21 protein-coding genes are annotated in these 19,588 nt (G+C 68.8%); 14 read left to right on the forward strand and 7 right to left on the reverse strand.

The features are described from left to right. Positions 1-81 precede the first annotated feature (81 nt). Together JOD67_RS14855 and JOD67_RS14860 are read left to right on the forward strand one after the other, a co-directional pair. On the forward strand, positions 82-2,151 hold the full coding sequence (locus JOD67_RS14855; RefSeq protein WP_205118039.1) for a phosphocholine-specific phospholipase C: 2,070 nt from the start codon (positions 82-84) through the stop codon (positions 2,149-2,151). Positions 2,152-2,187: 36 nt separating this feature from the next. Next, positions 2,188-2,703: a DinB family protein gene (locus tag JOD67_RS14860; protein WP_205118041.1), complete on the forward strand. Its 516-nt coding sequence runs from the start codon at positions 2,188-2,190 to the stop codon at positions 2,701-2,703. Between the two features lie 13 nt (positions 2,704-2,716). Here JOD67_RS14860 and srmL read toward each other — a convergent pair whose 3' ends face one another. Then, positions 2,717-3,859, reverse strand: coding sequence for a PheS-related mystery ligase SrmL (srmL, locus tag JOD67_RS14865; RefSeq protein WP_205118043.1), 1,143 nt, complete (start codon positions 3,857-3,859; stop codon positions 2,717-2,719). A gap of 203 nt (positions 3,860-4,062) precedes the next feature. Then, on the reverse strand, positions 4,063-5,169 hold the full coding sequence (locus JOD67_RS14870) for an ADP-ribosylglycohydrolase family protein (protein ID WP_205118045.1): 1,107 nt from the start codon (positions 5,167-5,169) through the stop codon (positions 4,063-4,065). Positions 5,170-5,340: 171 nt separating this feature from the next. Here JOD67_RS14870 and JOD67_RS14875 point away from each other — a divergent pair, with 171 nt between their 5' ends. The 6 genes from JOD67_RS14875 (at position 5,341) to JOD67_RS14900 (ending at position 10,423) form a co-directional block, all read left to right on the forward strand. Then, positions 5,341-6,282, forward strand: coding sequence for an ATP-binding cassette domain-containing protein (locus JOD67_RS14875; RefSeq protein WP_205118047.1), 942 nt, complete (start codon positions 5,341-5,343; stop codon positions 6,280-6,282). Next, the gene (locus JOD67_RS14880) at positions 6,279-7,079 is read left to right on the forward strand and encodes an ABC transporter permease (protein WP_205118049.1); all 801 of its coding nucleotides are present in this window, start codon (positions 6,279-6,281) and stop codon (positions 7,077-7,079) included. Before JOD67_RS14875 ends, JOD67_RS14880 begins: the two co-directional genes overlap by 4 nt. 46 nt (positions 7,080-7,125) lie before the next feature. Further along, the gene (locus JOD67_RS14885) at positions 7,126-8,550 is read left to right on the forward strand and encodes an NAD-dependent malic enzyme (protein ID WP_443734525.1); all 1,425 of its coding nucleotides are present in this window, start codon (positions 7,126-7,128) and stop codon (positions 8,548-8,550) included. 50 nt (positions 8,551-8,600) lie between these two features. Beyond that, positions 8,601-8,915, forward strand: a complete 315-nt coding sequence (locus tag JOD67_RS14890) for a VanZ family protein (RefSeq protein ID WP_239553852.1) — start codon at positions 8,601-8,603, stop codon at positions 8,913-8,915. A gap of 4 nt (positions 8,916-8,919) precedes the next feature. Beyond that, positions 8,920-9,474 carry a YqgE/AlgH family protein gene (locus tag JOD67_RS14895; RefSeq protein WP_205118051.1) on the forward strand — a complete coding sequence of 185 codons (555 nt, stop codon included), beginning with the start codon at positions 8,920-8,922 and terminating at the stop codon, positions 9,472-9,474. A 685-nt stretch (positions 9,475-10,159) separates the two neighbouring features. Continuing rightward, a complete protein-coding gene (locus JOD67_RS14900) occupies positions 10,160-10,423 on the forward strand; it encodes a DUF3039 domain-containing protein (RefSeq protein ID WP_205118053.1) in 264 nt (87 codons plus the stop codon). Here JOD67_RS14900 and JOD67_RS14905 read toward each other — a convergent pair. Further along, positions 10,420-10,641, reverse strand: a complete 222-nt coding sequence (locus JOD67_RS14905) for a hypothetical protein (RefSeq protein ID WP_205118054.1) — start codon at positions 10,639-10,641, stop codon at positions 10,420-10,422. The genes JOD67_RS14900 and JOD67_RS14905 overlap by 4 nt on opposite strands. 148 nt (positions 10,642-10,789) lie before the next feature. On the opposite strand from JOD67_RS14905, the gene JOD67_RS14910 reads away from it, so the two are divergent. Together JOD67_RS14910 and JOD67_RS14915 are read left to right on the forward strand one after the other, a co-directional pair. After that, a complete protein-coding gene (locus JOD67_RS14910; RefSeq protein WP_205118056.1) occupies positions 10,790-11,188 on the forward strand; it encodes a VOC family protein in 399 nt (132 codons plus the stop codon). A 99-nt stretch (positions 11,189-11,287) separates the two neighbouring features. Beyond that, complete coding sequence (locus JOD67_RS14915; RefSeq protein ID WP_205118058.1) at positions 11,288-13,036, forward strand: DEAD/DEAH box helicase; 1,749 nt, start codon at positions 11,288-11,290, stop codon at positions 13,034-13,036. A 10-nt stretch (positions 13,037-13,046) separates the two neighbouring features. On the opposite strand, the gene JOD67_RS14920 is transcribed toward JOD67_RS14915, so the two are convergent. Then, complete coding sequence (locus JOD67_RS14920) at positions 13,047-13,541, reverse strand: Lrp/AsnC family transcriptional regulator (RefSeq protein WP_205118060.1); 495 nt, start codon at positions 13,539-13,541, stop codon at positions 13,047-13,049. 10 nt (positions 13,542-13,551) lie between these two features. Beyond that, positions 13,552-13,779, reverse strand: coding sequence for a DUF6199 family natural product biosynthesis protein (locus tag JOD67_RS14925; RefSeq protein ID WP_205118062.1), 228 nt, complete (start codon positions 13,777-13,779; stop codon positions 13,552-13,554). Between the two features lie 106 nt (positions 13,780-13,885). Between JOD67_RS14925 and hppD the strand changes: the two genes are divergently transcribed. From hppD to JOD67_RS14940, 3 genes are all read left to right on the forward strand, one after another. After that, positions 13,886-15,088 carry a 4-hydroxyphenylpyruvate dioxygenase gene (hppD, locus tag JOD67_RS14930; protein ID WP_205118064.1) on the forward strand — a complete coding sequence of 401 codons (1,203 nt, stop codon included), beginning with the start codon at positions 13,886-13,888 and terminating at the stop codon, positions 15,086-15,088. Between the two features lie 216 nt (positions 15,089-15,304). After that, complete coding sequence (locus tag JOD67_RS14935; protein WP_205118066.1) at positions 15,305-16,138, forward strand: phytanoyl-CoA dioxygenase family protein; 834 nt, start codon at positions 15,305-15,307, stop codon at positions 16,136-16,138. A 101-nt stretch (positions 16,139-16,239) separates the two neighbouring features. Further along, a complete protein-coding gene (locus JOD67_RS14940; RefSeq protein ID WP_205118068.1) occupies positions 16,240-17,424 on the forward strand; it encodes an alkaline phosphatase family protein in 1,185 nt (394 codons plus the stop codon). A 6-nt stretch (positions 17,425-17,430) separates the two neighbouring features. Here JOD67_RS14940 and JOD67_RS14945 read toward each other — a convergent pair whose 3' ends face one another. Beyond that, entirely contained in the window at positions 17,431-18,393 is a 963-nt protein-coding gene (locus JOD67_RS14945) for a phosphotransferase (RefSeq protein ID WP_205118070.1), read from the reverse strand. A gap of 26 nt (positions 18,394-18,419) precedes the next feature. Here JOD67_RS14945 and JOD67_RS14950 point away from each other — a divergent pair, with 26 nt between their 5' ends. Then, positions 18,420-19,334: a LysR family transcriptional regulator gene (locus tag JOD67_RS14950; RefSeq protein WP_205118072.1), complete on the forward strand. Its 915-nt coding sequence runs from the start codon at positions 18,420-18,422 to the stop codon at positions 19,332-19,334. Between the two features lie 13 nt (positions 19,335-19,347). Here the strand turns inward: JOD67_RS14950 and rpmG are convergent, their stop codons facing one another. Next, the gene (rpmG, locus tag JOD67_RS14955; RefSeq protein ID WP_205118074.1) at positions 19,348-19,518 is read right to left on the reverse strand and encodes a 50S ribosomal protein L33; all 171 of its coding nucleotides are present in this window, start codon (positions 19,516-19,518) and stop codon (positions 19,348-19,350) included. Between the last annotated feature and the right edge of the window lie 70 nt (positions 19,519-19,588).

Consider the following 19,588-nt stretch of genomic DNA (forward strand, 5'->3'; position numbering starts at 1 on the left):
TGCGTTGGACATGTCGCGTCCACCTACCGCTGTTAGCTTGCAGCCGCTAGTTTCAGGCGCAGGCGAAGGAAGGTGGCCGTCGTGGGCACTGTCGACCGACGTTCGTTCCTGGCGATGATGGGTGCTCCGGCGGTCGCCGCCGCGGTCCCGGATCTCAGCCGGGCGCTGGCCATTCCGGCCAGCGACAAGCATCGTTCGATCAAGGACGTCGAGCATGTCATCTTCCTGATGCAGGAGAACCGCTCGTTCGACCACTATTTCGGCACGTTGCGTGGGGTACGCGGCTTCGCGGACCCGCACCCGGTGCGCCTGGGGACGGGCAAGAGCGTGTGGCACCAGCCGGACGGCGCGAACGAGCTGCTGCCGTTCCGGCCGGAGGTCCCGGACCTCGGCCAGACGTTCCTGCCTGACCCGCCGCACGGGTGGACCGACGGGCACAACGGGTGGAACGGCGGCCGGCACGACCAGTGGGTGCCCAACAAGGGCGTGACCGCGATGACGTACCACACGCGGGACGACATTCCGTACCAGTACGCCCTGGCCGACGCGTTCACGATCTGCGACAACTACTTCTGCTCGCTGCTCGGGCCGACGGACCCGAACCGCTACCACATGTGGAGCGGCTGGGTCGGCAACGACGGCAAGGGCGGCGGCCCGGTCGTCGACAACGCCGAGCTCGGCTACGGCTGGTCGACGTACCCCGAACGACTCGAGCGGAACGGCGTCTCCTGGCGGGTCTACCAGGACAGCGGCATCGGCCTGAACGCCGCGGGCTCCTGGGGTTGGACCAACGACCCGTACATCGGCAACTACGGCGACAACTCGCTGCTGTACTTCAACAGCTACCGCAGCGCCGAGCCGGGCAACCCGCTGGCGGACAAGGCCAAGGTCGGAACGTCGATCGTCAACCTGGACAGGGATCCGGAGAAGCTGCTCACCGACTTCCGCGAGGACGTGAAGCGCGGCCGGCTGCCGAAGGTGTCGTGGGTCGTCGCGCCGGAAGCGTACACCGAGCACCCGAACTGGACGCCGGACTTCGGCGCCTGGTACGTCTCGCAGGTCATCGACATCCTCGCGTCGAACCCCGACGTCTGGGGCAAGATGGCGCTGTTCATCACCTTCGACGAGGACGGCGGCTTCTTCGACCACCTGGTCCCGCCGACTCCGCCGCAGACGCCCGCGTACGGCAAGTCGACCGCACCGACCACGAACGAGATCTTCCCCGGCAGCGCGAACTACGCCGCCGGTCCGTACGGGCTGGGCATCCGGGTGCCGATGATCATCGTGTCGCCGTGGACCCGAGGCGGGTGGGTGAACTCGCAGCTCTTCGACCACACCTCGATGATCAAGTTCCTCGAGGCGCGGTTCATGGGGAAGAACAAGGACCTGTTCGAGACCAACATCACGCCCTGGCGGCGTGCGGTCGTCGGGGACCTGACCAGCGCTTTCGACTTCCGGGAACCGAACCGGTCGCGCTTCCCCCGGCTGCCCGACACCGACGACCTGAAGCCCACCGAGCTGGAGCGGCAGCCCGACGAGCCGCCGGTGCCGCCGGCCGACCCCGAACTGCCCCGGCAGGAGCGCGGGGTGCGCCCGGCGCGCGCTCTCCCGTACGTCCTGTACGCGGACGCCAAGGTGTCCGGCGACTCGGTGGATCTCTCCTTCCGCAGCACCGGCGACGCGGCCGGTGTCTTCCAGGTCCGGTCGGCCGACCCGGCGTCGCAGCCGCGGTCGTACACGGTCGAGCCGGACAAGTCCCTGGCCGACACCTTTGCCATCGGGGACCGCTACGACCTGACGGTGCATGGGCCGAACGGCTTCTTCCGGCAGTTCAAGGGCTCCGGCTCGGAGCGGCTCGAGGTGCGGGCGACATGCGACTCGCGCGGCACCGCGGTCACGCTGAAGGTCACCAACAAGGGGACGCGGCGGGTCGAGGTCGTGGTGGCGGACCAGTATTCGAGACGTTCGGCCAAGCTGACGCTGTCGCCGGGGGAGTCGGAGTCCGAGCGCCGGTCTTTGGCGCACACCAAGGGTTGGTACCACCTGGTCGTGACGATCCGCGGGGAGAGCGGCTTCCAGTACGGGTACGCCGGGCACGTCGAGAACGGCAAGGACAGCATCAGCGACCCGCGGATGGGCCGACTCGTCTAGGACCGGTTTGTCGTACGTCGACCGTAGAGTCGGCGCATGGTATTCACCTCGCCGGTGGAGCGGGCCACGCCGGATCGACTGGCTGACGAGCGCGAATCACTGACCCAGCAGCTCGACTTGCACCGCGCCACCCTGCTGCGCAAGCTGGATGGGCTCGACGACGAGCAACTGCGGCGGCGGCCAATGCCGACGTCGGGACTCAACCTGCTGGGGTTGGTGAAACATCTCGCCGAGACCGAGCATGGATGGTTCGTCAGGATCTACGGAGGTTTGCCCGAGCCAGATCTGTTCCCCACCGACGGCGAGCCGGACGCGGACTTCCGCATCGGGCCTGACGAGAAGGTCGACGAGCTGGTCGGGCAGTACCTCCGCACCTGCGAGCGAGCCCGTGCCCTCGTGGCCGCCGGCGGGCTCGACGACGTGGCCACGACGCCGTCGGGCGCGCGGGCCAACCTGCGGGCGATCCTGGTCCATCTGATCCAGGAAACCGCGCGGCACAACGGTCACGCCGACTTCATCCGAGAAGCGATCGACGGCACGACCGGGCATTGAGGCTCCATCCGGGCTAGGCAGTCACCGCCGTCCATTCGGCGTTCGCGCCTTCGTGGAGGGCGGCGTAGACGCGGTCGCGGAGGACGTTCGCGTGCTCGTCGGTGAGCGTGCGGTCGACCGGCCTGAGCACGAGGCGAACGAGCACATTGCGCTGGCCTGGTTGGATGCCGAGCCTCTCTTGTGCGGCTTGGGGGAGCTGCTCGTACGGCGTTTCGCTCAGCACCTCGACGGTTTCGGCGACGTCCGCGTCGTCGCCGAGCGCGTCGCGGACGCGGTCGCCGAGGAGCTCGTCGCTCGCTTCGACGTCCGGGCCGACCACGACCGACAGGTCGCGCCGGACCGGTGGCAGCGGGGAGACCGCCTTGTAGGGCGAGAGATCGAGCATCTGCCCGGCGATGCGCGGCTCGGTCGACCGCAGCAGCCGGATGTCGGGGATGCCCTTGCGGAGCATGACGAGCCGGTCGATTCCCATGCCCATGGCGGTTCCGGTCCATTCGTCGGGGTCGAGGCCGCTCTTGCGCAGAACGTGCGGTGCCGCGAGCCCGCACTCGCCGATCTCGACCCAGACCCCGTTCCACTCGGCGTAGATCTCGCGGCCATGGGTCGTGTAGGGGTGGACGGCGGGGATCGTGCGCCACGGCGCGCCGGGCAGCGCGGCGGTGACCACACGGGCGATCTGGTCCTCCAGGTCGGCCTCGGTGATCGGTGCGTCGGTGCCGTGCTTGATGCGCCACAGGTCGAGCTGATGCGGCGTACCGGTGTGCTGCCAGTCGACCGAGTCCCGGCGATAGCACATGCCCGGATAGGAGAGCAGCACGTCGTGCGGTGGATTCGCCTTGCTGGCAAGGGCTCTGAGTGCGGCGGGGATCATCGCGGTGGAGTGGCTGCGGAGGACGTGCTGCGCGTCGACGTACCTGGTGTAGCGAACGTCGCGCGTCACCGCGTCGTTGGCGTACCCGAGCAGCTCGTAGTTGTCGTCGAGGCTGACGACCGGCGACTCGCGGCCGGTCTGGGTGTCGCACGCCCAGGCCTGGGCGAGCGCTTGCGTGACGCTGTCAACGACGACTTGCAGGGCGTGCTGGCCCTGCGCCGGATCGCTGAGGTCGCGGATGGCGAGGTCGCGTGCGAGCGCGTCGGAAGAGAGATAGCGGGACATGAGAGCTCCTTGTGCGGATCGCTGGTGAGGGGGACAGACACCCCGACCGGCAACGAGGAGCGGTGAAAGAGGAGCTCAGCCCAAGCTGACCCCGACGGCACCGCTGTGCCGGCCGGGGCGAGGAAATCGCTGAGCTACAGGACTCATGCCCGCAAGAGTACGTGACCACCACCAGGACGCGCTATCCCCTGGCCGACCTCGACTCAGAACCTCCAGTGCCAGCCGGTGTCGGGGCCGTAGTCGCCGTGCAGGTGGGCGGACTGGGTCTGCTCGAGGGCGAAGTCGTCGGCCAGGGTGAGGATCGTGCCGCGGCCTTCCAGCTTGAACACCCAGGCTGGCGGGAGGGCGGTCTCGCCGTGCAGGGTGCCGAGCAGGTTGCCGGCGATCGAGCCGGTCGAGTCGGCGTCCCCGCTGTGGTTGACGGCCAGCAGCAGTGCGTCGCGGAACTGCATCGGCTCGAGGTAGACCATCGCGCAGTACAGACCGATCGCGAGCGCCTCCTCCGCGATCCAGCCGCCGCCGAGCTGTTCGACCTGCTCCGCCGACGGAGTACCGGCCGAGGCAGCAGCCACGGCGGCGTCGACCGCCTTCAAGGTCTCCTCGTGGTGCTCATACGTCACCAGGATCGCCCGAGCACGATCCACCGCCTCGGCCAGCGACGACCCCTCGACCAGGCACCGGATGATCGCCGCGAACATCCCCGCGGCCAGATAGCCCGTCGGATGCCCGTGCGTCAGCACCGCGCACTCGATCGCGTACTGGAAGCACCGCTCCGGGCTGTCGTACGGCCGCGGCGCGATCAGCCCGAACGGCGCCGAACGCATCACCGCCCCGCAGCCCTTGGAGTCCGGGTTCACCGGATCCTTCAACGTCCCCGTTCGCCCACTCCGCAGCCCGGACAGGCAGGCGTTCCCCGGAGCCCGCTGCGCGTACAGCCACGACTCCCGCCCCAGCCACCCCACGACATCGGCGGGCGGCGAGGACCGCTCCTGCGTCGCCAGCCAGCCCAGGTACGACCGGCGCACCTGTGAAGGCTCGTGGTTGACGCCGCGGTCCCACCGGAGCGAGGCACGGATCATCCCCTCGACCGTGAACAGCGTCATCTGCGTGTCGTCCGTCACCAGCCCAGAGGTCAGCTCGACCACGCCAGCTGGCCCGTGCCGCGACCGGATCTCAGACAGGGATAAGAACTCCACCGGCGCGCCCAAGGCGTCGCCGAGAGCGCCGCCCAGCAGGCAGCCGCGGACGCGGGACCGGTACGCCTCGTGCTCGGCGCGGGTCCAGGTGCTGAACGAAGGTCGTGTCGTCATGGCACCGATCCTGCCGCACCGACTCCACCCAGGCATCTGACCAGGGTGAGGAACGCGAATGTAACCAGGGGTACTCCTCCCCGAGGGGGAGAAGCACCCAGCAAAACTCGGCCGTGAGGTCCACAAGACGGGCACGCGAGCGCAATAGCGTGGTGGCCAGGAGGTGACACCGTGTCGCGAATCGTGGCCACCAGGCTGAGCAAGCGCTTCGGCGCGAAACGTGCCGTGGACGATCTGTCGTTCCACGTCGAGCCGGGCGTCGTCACCGGCTTCCTGGGCCCGAACGGAGCCGGCAAGTCGACGACGATGCGGCTGATGCTGCGGCTCGACCACGGCGAGGGCCAGACGTTGTTCGACGGCAAGCCGTACGACCAGCTGAGCCATCCCATGCGCCACGTCGGCGCGGTGCTCGAGGCGAAAGCCTTCCACCCGACAAGGAGCGCCCGCGACCACCTGCTGATGCTGGCCTCCGCCAACGCCATCCCGGGTAAGCGCGTCGACGAGGTCATCGAGTACGTCGGTCTGCGCGAGGTCGCGAAGGCCAAGCCGAAGTCGTTCTCGCTCGGCATGGGCCAGCGCCTCGGTCTTGCGGTCGCGCTGCTCGGCGACCCGCACACGCTGATCCTCGACGAGCCCGCCAACGGTCTCGACCCGCAGGGCATCACCTGGCTGCGCAACTTCCTCAAGTCGTACGCCTCGCAGGGCCGAGCGGTCTTCGTCTCCAGCCACCTGCTCGCCGAGATGGCGCTGATGGCCGACAACCTCGTGGTGATCGGCCGCGGCAAGCTCATCGCGACCGGCTCGGTGGACACGTTCATCCAGCAGGCGTCCGGCACGACGGTCCTCGTCAGGTCCACGGAGAACGGCCGCCTCGCCGACGTCCTCAGCCAGAGCGGCGCCAAGATCACGAACGACGACACCGGCGCGCTCCTCGCCACCGAGATCGACCAGGCCAACGTCGGCGAGCTCGCGTTCCAGGCCGGCATCGTGCTGCACGAGCTGACGACGAAGGTCGCGACGCTCGAGGAGGCGTTCCTCGAAGCGACCGAGGGCAGCGAGGAGTTCATCGCGCAACTGGGCGGAACCGCCGCGCTGGAAGGGATCGACCGATGATCGACGCACTGCGGTACGAGTGGGTTCGCCTGCGCACGTTGCGCTCCACGTTCTGGCTCACCGGCGCGGGCCTGTTCCTGAGCTTCGCGGTCGCCGGCGCCGTCGCGTACTTCACCCGCAACAGCGGCTCCGACGTCGGCACCACCGGGATCATCCTCACCGGCGGGATCCCGTTCAGCCCGCTGCCGCTGGTCGCGATCTTCATGGGCCTGATCGGCGTGCTCGCGTTCGGCCACGAGTACCGGCACGGAACGATCCTCAGCACGCTCGCCGCGGTGCCGCGGCGCAGCCGGCTCGTGGTCGCCAAGCTGCTGGTCGTCGCGGTCTGGTCCCTCGTCACCGCGATCCTCAGCGTGCTGCTCAACTGGGGCATCGGCAGCCTGCTCGGTGAGACGGTGTCGCTCACCAACGACGCCGTGCTGCCGGCGATGATCGGCTACGTCCTGTACGTCGGGCTCTGGGGCGTGCTCGGGCTCGGCCTCGCCGCGCTGTTCCGCAACCTCCCGGTCGCGATCGTGATCATCCTCGTCGTCCCGCTGATGGTGGAGCCGATCCTCAGCGCGCTCGCGCTGCTGCCGGCGCTGGAGGACGTGCGCGGCGCGTTCCACTACCTGCCGTTCAGCTCGGGCGCGCGGATGGCGAACCTGTTCGACGTGAGCTCGATCGCTGGCGCCGAGGGCCAGGCCACCCCGCTGGGCGAGGAGCCGTCGCGCTCGGTGAGCGGCCTCACGTTCACGGCCTGGATCGCGGCGATCTTCCTCCCGGCCTGGATCCTGTTCAAGCGCCGCGACGCCTAGGTGAGACGATCGGGCTCCTAGGTACGCACAACAGGAGGAACCCGGCGTGGCAATGGTGCCCAGCGTCTCGTACTCGATCACGGTCCGGCTCGAGGTGCCGGCACGCGGGAGCGCGGTGAGCGACCTCACGTCGGCCGTCGAACGAGCCGGCGGAACGATCACCGCGCTCGACGTCACGGCGTCCGGGCACGAACGGCTGCGGATAGACGTGACCTGCGCCGCGACCGACACCGCGCACGCCGACCGGCTGGTCGAGGTGCTGCGAGCGGTCGACGGCGTAACGATCCACAAGGTCTCCGACCGTACGTTCCTCATGCACCTCGGCGGCAAGATCGAGATGCAGTCCAAGCACCCGATCCGCAACCGTGACGACCTCTCGATGATCTACACCCCGGGCGTCGCGCGGGTGTCGATGGCGATCGCGGCGAACCCGGAGGACGCCCGCCGGCTGACGATCAAGCGCAACACGGTCGCGGTCGTCACCGACGGGTCTGCGGTGCTCGGGCTCGGCAACATCGGCCCGCAGGCCGCGCTGCCGGTGATGGAGGGCAAGGCGGCGCTGTTCAAGCGGTTCGCCGGCATCGACGCCTGGCCGATCTGCCTGGATACCCAGGACGTCGACACGATCGTCGAGGTCGTTCGCGCGATCGCGCCCGGGTTCGCCGGCATCAACCTCGAGGACATCTCCGCGCCGCGCTGCTTCGAGGTCGAACGCCGCCTGCGCGACCTGCTCGACATCCCTGTCTTCCACGACGACCAGCACGGCACCGCGATCGTGGTTCTCGGGGCACTGACGAACGCGCTCCGCATCGTCGGCAAGAAGCTGTCCGACGTACGCCTGGTCATGTCCGGTGCCGGCGCCGCGGGCACGGCGATCCTCAAGGTGCTGATCGCGGCCGGTGCGCAGGACGTCGTCGTCGCCGACGTGGACGGCGTGATCCACGCCGGCCGGACCGGCCTGGGTACGGAGCTGCGCTGGATCGCCGAACACACCAACCAGGCGCAGTACACCGGCGACCTGCGCGGCGCGGTCGCCGGCGCGGACGTCTTCGTCGGCGTCTCGGCGCCGAACATCCTCACCGGCGCCGACATCGCCACGATGGCGCCCGACGCGGTCGTGTTCGCGCTCGCCAACCCCGACCCCGAGGTCGACCCTTCCGCCGCGCGCGAGCACGCGACCGTCGTCGCGACCGGGCGCAGTGACTACCCGAACCAGATCAACAACGTGCTCGCGTTCCCCGGCGTCTTCCGCGGCCTGCTGGACGCGCACAGCAAAGAGGTACGGGAGAGCATGCTGATCGCGGCCGCGCACGCGATCGCGGGCGTGGTCACCGACGAGGAGCTGAACCCGAACTACATCGTGCCGAGCGTGTTCCACCCGGACGTGCACAACGCGGTGGCGACGGCCGTACGGGACGCGGTGGCCGCAGCTGGCGTCGGTGCGCCCCCGGCTCAGGACGGCTCTCTCTGAGCGCCGCCTGGCCGCGGTGGCTGCTGTTCGGCGTCGCGTGCGCCGGGCAGTTGTTCGTTGTGTACTGGCCGGGGTCGCCCGGCCCGGGGCTGTTCCCGTACTCGGACAAGCTCGTGCACCTTGGGGTGTTCGGGCTGGTCGCGTTCCTCGGCCGCTGGGTCGGGATTCGTTCGCTGTGGCTCGGGGTCGTTTTGGTCGCGCACGCCATTCTCAGCGAGGTCATCCAGGCGACGCTGCTGCCGGCGCGGTCCGGCGATCCCCTGGATGCGCTGGCCGACATCGTCGGCGTGGGTCTCGGTTTGGTGGTCGCCGCGGCAATCTCCGGTCGGTCTCTGGGCGAAGAGGGCCCGAACACGGGAAACTAGACACATGAACGGTGTGGCGTTGACCGGGCGGCTGCTCGTCGCGACGCCGATGCTGCGTGACCCGAACTTCGTCCGCACCGTGATCCTCGTGCTCGACCACGACGGCGACGGCACGCTGGGCGTGGTGGTGAACCGCCCGACCGAGATGCCGGTGACGTCTGTCCTGGCGCCGTGGAACGAGTTCGTGTCCGCGCCGGACGTGCTGTTCGAGGGCGGCCCGGTCGCGACCGACTCGGCGCTGGCGCTGGCGGAGGTGCCGAAGGGCGCGGAACCGTTGGGCTGGCGGCGGCTGTACGGGCGGCTCGGCCTGGTCGACCTGGACGCTCCGCCGGAGCTGCTGACCGGGCTGCACGGGATGCGCGTGTTCGCCGGTTACTCGGGGTGGTCGCCGGGACAGCTGGAGTCGGAGATCACCGACGGCGGCTGGTACGTGGTCGACGCGGAGCCGGACGACCCGTTCTCGACCGACCCCTCGAGTCTGTGGCGGCGGGTGTTGCGGCGGCAGCGCGACGAGCTGGCCCTGGTGGCGACGTTCCCCGACGACCCGGCGATGAACTGAGGGCTCCGGTCCCGCTCCCACCCGGCTCCTCGACGCCTGTGATCATGAACGTGATCGTGAAGGCGAACTGGTCGTATACGACGGGTTGGGCTTCATGATCACGTTCATGATCACGGGCGGGTGGGCCGAGGGTTTGGGCCGGGGTTTTGGATGAAGGGCACCTTCATCCAAGGTCACGGGTGCTGCGCTTCCCATCGTCGAGTGCTGAGTGGCTCATGTTCTCGGCGAAGCTCTTCTGGGTCTGGTGCTGTTTGGTGCGGTCCTCGATGAGATCTCTTCGGGGGTTGGTGCTCTCGGGGTCTGTGGCGGCGGTCGATTTTGGTGGCCGGTCCGGGGCGCGTCAAGGGCGTCGTTTGGGCGGCGCTTCGCGCGGATTTGGCAAACGACGTCGCTTCGCGACCGCGGAGCGGCCCTTGACTCGCCCCGGCCCGGCCACCTGTTTTTCACGCGCCGCCCCCGGCCCCCGGAACAGGTGTCCCGGGGGAGGTTCCTTCTTGCTGGGGTTGGCTGCCGTGCTGAGGTCGCTCGTGGGTTCCCCCGGGTTCTTGTGGTGGCGATGAAGCCGGGTGGTTCCGTCCGCCCCTGGGTTTGAATGAAGGGCACCTTCATTCAATAGGTTCGAATGAAGGTGCCCTTCATTCAACTGGTCGGCTGGCTGTGGCTGAGGTGCCCCTAGAATCACAGGATGAGCACGCAGATGAGCCCCGGTGCCGAGACGATCGAGGAAACTCGGACGACGCCGTCGCATGGCGACGGCGATCACGAGCGGTTCTCGCACTACGTGCCGAAGGAGAAGCTCGTCGAGGCGATGGTGACGGGTACGCCGGTCGTCGCGCTCTGCGGCAAGGTGTGGGTGCCGAGTCGCGATCCGGAGAAGTTCCCGACCTGCCCGGAGTGCAAGGAGATCTGGGAGAGCATGCCGCCCGGAAAAGACAAGAACAACGACTAAGCGCTCCGGCGTGGGCTCTTCGGTTTGGCGTCCGCCGGCATCCAGCGGCTCGCGTCTTCCCACTCGGTCCGGCGCGCCCGGTGCGCGCAGAGCGCCTCCCAGGCGTTCCGGCGCGCCTTGTCGCCTGCGAAGCCGGGCAGCAGAGCCATCACCTCGGAGACGAACCCCACGGTAGAGGTGACCACGGTACGTGCCACCGGCTTCCGGTCGTTCGACATAGCCCACTCCTGAGGTCCCGCCCTGTGACCTGACACGGACAATCTTGCACACGCGCTGTTGCGGTGCCGTTACCGGGTCGTCACGGTCGCGCTCCGTACAGGTCGCCCCGCCGCGCCGACGTCGGATCGCTAGGGCAGGCTGGCGGCCATGGACATCCGCATCCAATGCATCGTCGTCGACTCCGTTGAGCCAGCGCCCCTCGCCGCGTTCTGGGCTGCCGCGCTCGGGTGGCGGGTCACGTTCGAGAACGAGGTCGAGTCCGTCGTCGAGCCGCCCGAGGGCAGTGGCCTCGAGGACGTCGTTCCTGACCTGCTGTTCGTCCGCAATCCGGACCAGAAGCAGACCAAGAACCGGCTCCACCTCGACCTGCGCCCGAAGGACCAGAACGCCGAGGTCGACCGGCTGATCGGGCTCGGTGCCAAGCGCGCGGACATCGGCCAGGAGACCGTGCGCTGGGTCGTGATGGCCGACCCCGAGGACAACGAGTTCTGCGTCCTGCCGCCCCTTCCCCCGGAAACTCAGGAGCCCGACACTCAAGCGCCCTGACCGGCACCTGTCGGCGTCCTCGTCTACCCTGGACGGTGAGTCCGTGCGGCCCCATCGAGCCGCGCGGACCCGTTGTGTACGGACCAGGGAAGGCGCCGCTTGAGTACGACACTGTCCACCGGCCAGCTGCCCCATCATCAAGCCAGTAAGGGTGTTTGGGCGAAGCCGCGCGCTTGGCAGCAAGAGGCGTACGACCTCTACACCCAGCGCGGCCCGCGCGACTTCCTCGCGGTCGCGACCCCCGGCGCCGGCAAGACGGCGTTCGCCCTGCGCATCGCCGGTGACCTGCTGGAACGCCGCGTCGTCGAGCGGCTGATCGTGGTCGCGCCGACCGAGCACCTCAAGCAGCAGTGGGCCGACGCGGCCGCCCGCGGCAACATCAGCATCGACCCCGCGTTCTCCGGCAAGTCCGGCAAGACCAGCCGCGACTTCGACGGCGTCGCGGTGACGTACGCCGGGGTCTCCGTCGCCTCGAACGCCCTCCGGGTTCGGTGCGAGCGGTTCAAGACGCTCGTCATCCTCGACGAGATCCACCACGCCGGCGACGCGATGACCTGGGGCGAGGCCGTCCGCGAGGCGTTCGACCCGGCGACCCGCCGGCTCAGCCTCACCGGCACACCGTTCCGCAGCGACGCCAACCCGATCCCGTTCATCACCTACGCGCCGGACGACGAGCTGATCCCGCGCAGTGCGTCGGACTACGCGTACGGCTACGGCCGCGCGCTCGCCGACGGTGTCGTCCGGCCGGTGCTGTTTCTCGCGTACTCCGGCGACATGAAGTGGCGCACCAGCGCCGGCGACGAGATCGCCGCGCGGCTCGGCGCGCCGATGACCAAGGACCTCGCCGCCCAGGCATGGCGCACCGCACTCGACCCGGCCGGCGACTGGGTGCAGAAGGTGCTCGAGGCCGCCGACAAGCGTCTCACCGAGGTACGCCGCGACGTCGCCGACGCCGGCGGTCTGGTGATCGCGACCGACCAGGACACCGCCCGCGCGTACGCCAAGCTGCTCGCCGCGATCGTCGGCGAGAAGCCCACCCTCGTGCTCTCCGACGAGCCGAAGGCGAGCAAGCGGATCCAGGAGTTCGCCGACGGCACCTCGCGCTGGATGGTCGCCGTCCGGATGGTGAGCGAGGGCGTCGACGTTCCCCGCCTCGCCGTCGGCGTGTACGCGACCGCGACGCAGACGCCGCTGTACTTCGCCCAGGCGATCGGCCGCTTCGTCCGGGCCCGCCGGCGCGGCGAGACCGCGTCGGTGTTCCTGCCCACGGTGCCGACGCTGCTGCAGTATGCCGCCGAGATGGAGGTCGAGCGCGACCACGTGCTCCGGCCGCCGTCGTCGGAGGACGAGGACGAGGACGCGCTGATGCAGCAGGCCGAGCAGGCCGAGACGATGCCGGACTACCTTCAGGAGGGCATGGGCTTCCAAGCCCTGAACTCCGAGGCGGCGTTCGACCGGCTGGTCTACGACGGCAACGAGTTCGGCGGCGAGCTCGGCGAGGACGAGACCGAGTTCCTCGGCATCCCCGGGCTGCTCGAGCCGGACCAGGTGACCGAGCTGTTGAAGCGCCGCCGTTCGCAGCCCAAGCGCAAGGAGCCCGAGGCGGCCTCCGCCCCGGTCGCCGAGCCGGCGGAGGCGACGTACGAACGCCTCGGCGTGCTCCGCCGGGAGCTGAACGGGCTGGTCGCTGCGTGGCACCACCGCACCTCCCTGCCGCACGGTGCCGTGCACGCCGACCTCCGCCGCGCCTGCGGCGGCCCGCTCGCGGTCCAGGCGTCCGCCGAGCAGCTGCAGGCCCGGATCGACCTGATCCGCACCTGGGCGGTCCAACGCGGAGCGACAGGGTAGGGCCCGAGACCTAGCCCGCTGACTGCCGCGCGGCCTTCGCCAACAACGGCAGGACCCGACGCGAGATCTGGGTCGCGAGGGCGATCAGCGTCGACGTACGCACGATGCCGTCGAACGCGAGCATCTGGTCGATGACCCGCTGCAGATCGGCGTTCGACTCCGCCACGATCCGCGCCATCATGTCCGCCGAGCCGGTGATCGTGTAGGCCTCGATCACCTCGGGGATGCCGGCCAGATGCCGCGCGACGGTGTCGTGCCCGACGCCCTGGCGGATCTCCAGCGTGACGAACGCGGTGACGTCGAAGCCCAGCGCGGCCGGGTCGAGGTCCGGGCCCCAGGTGCGGACGACGCCCGTCCGTTCCAGCCGGTCCAGCCGCGCCTGTACGGTGCCGCGCGCGACCCCGAGCCGGCGGGAGGCCTCCAGCACGCCGACCCGGGGCTCGCGGGTGAACAGCTCGATGATCCGCGCGTCCAGCGCGTCGACGGGCGGCTGTTGGCGGGTCACGCTGCCCGCCTCACGACGACGGGAACTGGTCGGCGGCGATGACCGCGACCACCACGATCATGACCAGGACGAACGCGTTGCCGACGCGTTGTGCCGTGTACGCCGCATCGCTCGGCTCGTTCGCCTCCGGATTCCGGTAGAGCCACGCGTGCAGGACTCGCCACTGCGACCGTGGGGAGATGATGCCCCAGATCGGCACCGCGCTGAGGGGCAGCAGAAGCCAGAGCAGGTCGTGCATGCTGCGGACTCTACAAGTTGCCCAATGTTCCCGCGTGCGGTTGCGCATTCTGTGGGCTCGCGAAATGCTCCGGAAGACTGGACGCGAGCGATCTGGAGGGCGACTGATGACGATCGGCGAGCTCACGCCGCAGGAGCAGGAGGCCGAGCTCAATCTCGAGCAGCTGAAGCAGCTCGTCGGCCTGGTCGAGTACGACGCGAGCCGCGACCCGTTCCCGGTCACGGCGATGGACGCGATCGTGTTCTGCGTGGGCAACGCGACCCAGACCGCGCAGTTCTACCAACTCGCGTTCGGCATGGACCTGATCGCGTACGCCGGTCCCGAGACCGGGCAGCGCGACCGCAAGTCGTACGTCCTCAAGGCCGGCTCGGCGCGGTTCGTCTTCGAGGGCGGCGTCGCCTCCGACAGCCCGCTGCTCGACCACCACCGCCGGCACGGCGACGGCGTCGTCGACCTCGCGCTCGAGGTGCCGGACGTCGACAAGTGCATCGAGCACGCGCGAGCGCAGGGCGCGACGATCCTGGAGGAGCCGAACGACGTCTCCGACGAGCACGGCACCGTCCGGCGCGCGGCGATCGCGACGTACGGCGAGACGCGGCACACGCTGATCGACCGATCCAAGTACTCCGGCCCGTACCTGCCCGGCTTCGTCGCGCGGACCACGGTCGTGACCCGGCCGGAGGGGCACCCGAAGCGGCTGTTCCAGGCGATCGACCACTGCGTCGGCAACGTCGAGCTCGGGCGGATGGACGACTGGGTCTCGTTCTACAACCGGGTGATGGGCTTCGTGAACATGGCGGAGTTCATCGGCGACGACATCGCGACGGATTACTCCGCGCTGATGAGCAAGGTCGTGTCGAACGGCAACCACCGGGTGAAGTTTCCGCTGAACGAGCCGGCGATCGCGAAGAAGAAGAGCCAGATCGACGAGTACCTCGAGTTCTACGGCGGTCCCGGCTGCCAGCACATCGCGCTGGCGACGAACGACATCCTCCGTACGGTCGACCTCCTGCGCGCGAACGGTGTGCAGTTCCTCAACACGCCCGACTCGTACTACGTCGACCCGGCGCTGCGGGAGCGCATCGGCGAGGTCCGCGTTCCGATCGAGGAGCTGCAGCGGCGGGGGATCCTGGTCGACCGCGACGAGGACGGCTACCTGCTGCAGATCTTCACCGCCCCGATCGGCGACCGGCCGACGGTCTTCTACGAGTTCATCGAACGGCACGGGTCGCTCGGCTTCGGCAAGGGCAACTTCAAGGCGCTCTTCGAGGCGATCGAGCGCGAGCAGGAGCGCCGCGGCAACCTGTAGGGCGCCGCGCCGTGATCATGAACGTGATCATGAATGCTTGGCATGCCTATGTGCCAGTTTGCCTTCATGATCACGTACATGATCACCCGGTCGGGCCTCGAGGGACGGCGCCGGCGCCCTCTTCTGGACAATTTCTTGACGCTCCTTGACCGCATACCTAGCGTCAAAGACGGTGCAGCGCTGTCCCATCATCTGACGTCTGACTGAAGAGGTGTCATGGATCCGTCGTGCCTGCAGTACGCGCTGACCGACGAGGAACGCAACACTTTCGAGAAGACCGGCCTGTTCTACCTCGAGAACGCCCTGTCGCCGCAGCAGGTCTCCGAGCTCACTGCCATCGTCGACGGTGTCCATGAGCGGAAGACCGCGGCCGGGGAAGCGGCGAGCGACAAGGCGATGTTCGTGGCGAACTTCGTGCCCGAGCACGACAAGTTCGCCGACCTCGTCGACTACGAGCGTGTTCTCCCGAAGGTGTGGGGGCTCCTCGGCTGGAACATCTACCTGTACCACACGCACCTGATCGTCACGCCGCCCTCGGGCCTGCAGCAGACCGACAACACGTTCGGCTGGCACCAGGACTCCGGTCGGGTCAACCGCGACATCGACACGCATCCGCGGCCCCGGCTCTCGCTGAAGGTCGCCTACTTCCTGTCCGACACGAGCGAGGCCGGGCGGGGCAACTTCTGGGTCGTACCGGGCAGCCATCTGCAGGACGACCTCGAGGTGCCCGAGGGGACGGGGCAGCCGGTGGGCGCGGTGCCCGTTCTCGCCAAGCCGGGTACGGCGGTGTTCTTCGACCGCAGGCTGTGGCACGCGGCCAGCCCGAACTGGTCGGACGTGACCCGGAAGGTGCTGTTCTACGGGTACGGCTACCGCTGGATCCGTACCAAGGACGACATGACCGTCGAGGAGCTGTGGCCGAACAGCGACCCGGTCCGCAAGCAGCTGCTGGGGTACGGCGTCAACGCCAACGGGCACTACTCGCCGACGGACGACGACGTCCCGTTGCGCGGGTGGCTGGAGGAGCACAGCCCGTCCGACGCCGCCTAACCTCCCGTACATCGGGCGTTTCCCCAAGCCCGGTGGGGTTATAGGCGGCATAGCCAAACGCGGGGTTCTGTCTTCGAGTGCTCGCCATCACCATCGTGGGTATGGCGAGCACTCAGATCATCCAGGTCAACGGACGCGACTATCCGATGCCCACCGAGCCGGTCGTGGTGGTGTGCGTCGACGGTAGCGAGCCGGCCTACCACGAGCAGGCTCTCGCGGCGGGCCGGATGCCGTACCTCGCGAAGCTGCTCGAGAACGGCACCGGCACGGCGCTGACGGCCGACTGCGCGATGCCCTCGTTGACGAACCCCAACAACCTCTCGATCGCGACCGGCCGGCCGCCGTCGGTGCACGGGATCAGCGGCAACTACTTCTTCGACCGCTCGCGCGGTGAGGAAGTGATGATGAACGAGCCGGAGTTCCTTCGGGCGCAGACGATCTTCGCCGCGTTCGACGCGGCGGGGGCGCCCGTCGCGGTGATCACGGCGAAGGACAAGCTGCGGCGCCTGCTCAGCAAGGACCTGCCCGCGTCCTCGGTGTGCTTCTCGTCGGAGAAGCTGCCCGACGCACCGCCCGTCTACAGCGCCGCCCTGTCGGAGCGGGTGCTGTCCGAGGGCGTCTCCTTGCTGGAACGTTCGCGGCCCTTGATCACATACCTGACGCTGACCGACTACATCCAGCACAAGTACGCACCGGGGACCGAGGTCGCGAACAACTTCTACGCGATGATGGACTCCTACTGGGCCCGGCTCGACGAGCTCGGCGCGACGCTGGTGGTCACGGCGGACCACGGCATGAACGCGAAGACCGACGCTGCCGGCGTCGCTCGCGTGGTCTATCTGCAAGACCAGCTTGACGATTGGTTCGGCGCGGGGGAGAGCCGGACGATCCTGCCCATCACCGACCCGTACCCGGTCCACCACGGCGCGCTGGGCTCGTTCGCCTACATCCACCTGTCCTCGCCGTCGGACGTGCCGGTCGCGCGGGAACGGCTGGCCGCGCTGCTGGGGATCGAGGCCGTGCTGACGCGCGACGAGGCGGTGGAACGGTACGAGCTTCCTGGTGACCGGATCGGTGACCTCGCGGTGGTGGCGAGTACGAACGTCGCCGTCGGCACCACCCCCGCCGGCCACGACCTGTCCACACTCGACCGCCCGTTGCGCTCGCACGGCGGCCTGTCCGAGCAGCGCGTGCCGTTCCTCGTCAACCGTCCGTTGACGCCACTGCCGTCCGGACACCGGTTGCGCAACTTCGACGCCTACTGGGTCGCCCTCAACCACGCCTGAATCGTCCTAGCAGAGCTGGATCCAGGAGTCGCGGAGCAGGCCGCACATCGTCTGGTACGGCGCGTCGGCGAACTCGCTCTCGTGGCCGTCGATCGACCGTTCCCAGACGAGGGCACGGGCGGGCTTGCTGACCCAAACGGCTGTTTCGAGCTCCTCGACGAGGTCCTTGTGCGGCGCGAGGTCGGTGAACGGTTCGAGGTAGGCGTCGCGGGCTCTGGTGACGTCGGGCGAGTCGGCCTTGACTCCGCGCATGATGCCGATCATGCCGAGGCCGATGAACATGCTGGCGAACGGGTGCGCGACGACGGCGTCGCCCCAGTCGTAGAAGCGGGCTTGGCCGTTCGTCATGAAGACGTTGGCGAGGTGGAGGTCGTTGTGGTCGAGGCTCGCTGGCACCTTGGCGCTTTGGAGGCGTTGGCACCAGTCGACGTACTGGGCGCGTTTCGCCTTGACTGCTTGGAGATTGACGCGGTCTTCTTCGGTGCCGCTGTCGGTGACGTACCGTTCGGCGGCCTCGAAGGCTTCGTCGAAGCGTTGCGGCATGACGTTCGGGCGCATGTCGGTGACGCCGGCTTCGAGCATCGCGTCGACGTGCGGTGCGAGGGCGCGCTGGAGTTGGGCGTACTGGGGGAGGACTTTCTCGAGGGTGTCGATGAGGTCGTGCTCGCCTAGCTGCTCGCGGACGGGGATGCCACCGTCAGGGAGGAGGAGCCAGCCGTGGTCGGTGTCGGCGGCGATCGGCTCGAGGATGTGGTCGGGGGCCGCACGTTGGAGGATCTCGTACAGGCCGACCTCGAAGGCGGTGCGCCGGCCGGGGGCCTTGAGCCAGACGTCGCCCTGGTCGGTGGGGGCGTGCCAGATGGCGCCCCACGGGCGTACCCGCGGCTGGGTGATGTCCCCCGTGCGCTGCCGGCCGGCCTTCGCGAGCTGCTCGTCGAGCCAGGCTTCGACTCCGTACTCCCCGTTCATGGGGCCATCTTCTACGATCGGTGCTCGTGCAGCTCAGCCTGCACCGCCTCTGGATCTTCCTGCAGGTGGTGGACAGCGGCGGCTTCTCGGCTGCGGCCCAGAAGCTGTACATGAGCCAGCCCTCGGTGTCGAACCAGGTGCGGCAGCTCGAGTCGTCGTTGGGCGCGGTGCTCGTGGACCGTTCGGGGTCACGCATCCGCCCGACCGCCGAAGGGCAAGTCTTAGCTGAACATGCCCGCCGCATCTTCTCGCTGGCCGACCAGGCGGTAGCTGCCATCCAATCGGTCCAAGGCCTGTCTTCGGGCCGCCTCTCGGTCGGCGGAACGACAACAGCGGGGACCTATCTCTTACCCGGGCTCTTAGCTCGGTTTGGAGCCCAGTTCCCGCACATCACCTGTGACCTCTTCGTGGGGAACGAGGCCCAGGTCCGTTCTCGCCTGCTGGATGGCGAACTGGGCCTGGCGGTCTTCGCGGGCTCGCCGACGGCCGACCAACTCTCGGTCGAGCAGATCCTCACCGACCGCCTGCTCCTGGTGTGCGCCCCGTCTCACCCGTTGGCCGGCCTCGCGGTAGCGCCGTCCGCGTTGGCTGCCGAGCACTTCCTCCTGCGGGAGCGAGGCTCCTCGACCCGAGCGGTCCAGCTGGAAACCCTCGCCCTCTGGGGCTTGTCGGACGTGTCGACCGCGGACATGTGGGGTCCGGAGACGCTGAAACAAGCGATCCGCGCCACGCTGGGCATTGGCCTCATCTCCGAACACGCGCTGACCGACGAACTCTCCGCCGGCTGGCTACGTCCGATCACCGTTTCACCCCCACCCACGCCCCGCCCCGTCACCGCCGCCCACCGCCACGACCGCTCTTTGTCCCCAGCCGAACAAGCCTTCCTCACCCTCCTCCGCGGCCTGAGTTCCTGGCCAGAGCCGGGAAACGGGTCGTCGTGACGACTTGGGGCGCCTAGCGCTCTTCGCGGAAGTCGACGTGGCGGCGGATGGCCGGGTCGTACTTCTTCAGGATCAGGCGGTCGGGGTTATTGCGGCGGCTCTTCCTCGTCACGTAGGTGGTGCCTGTTCCGGCGGTGGAGCGGAGCTTGATGATGGGGCGGTGGTCGGGGTGGCGGGCGGCCATGGGAGGTGCTCCTCGGGGAGTGGGAACCGTTTTCATTACGTTCAACCCACTCCCCGGTGACCTTGTTCCC

Origin of the sequence: Tenggerimyces flavus (genome assembly GCF_016907715.1) — a bacterium.
GTDB lineage: Bacteria > Actinomycetota > Actinomycetes > Propionibacteriales > Actinopolymorphaceae > Tenggerimyces > Tenggerimyces flavus.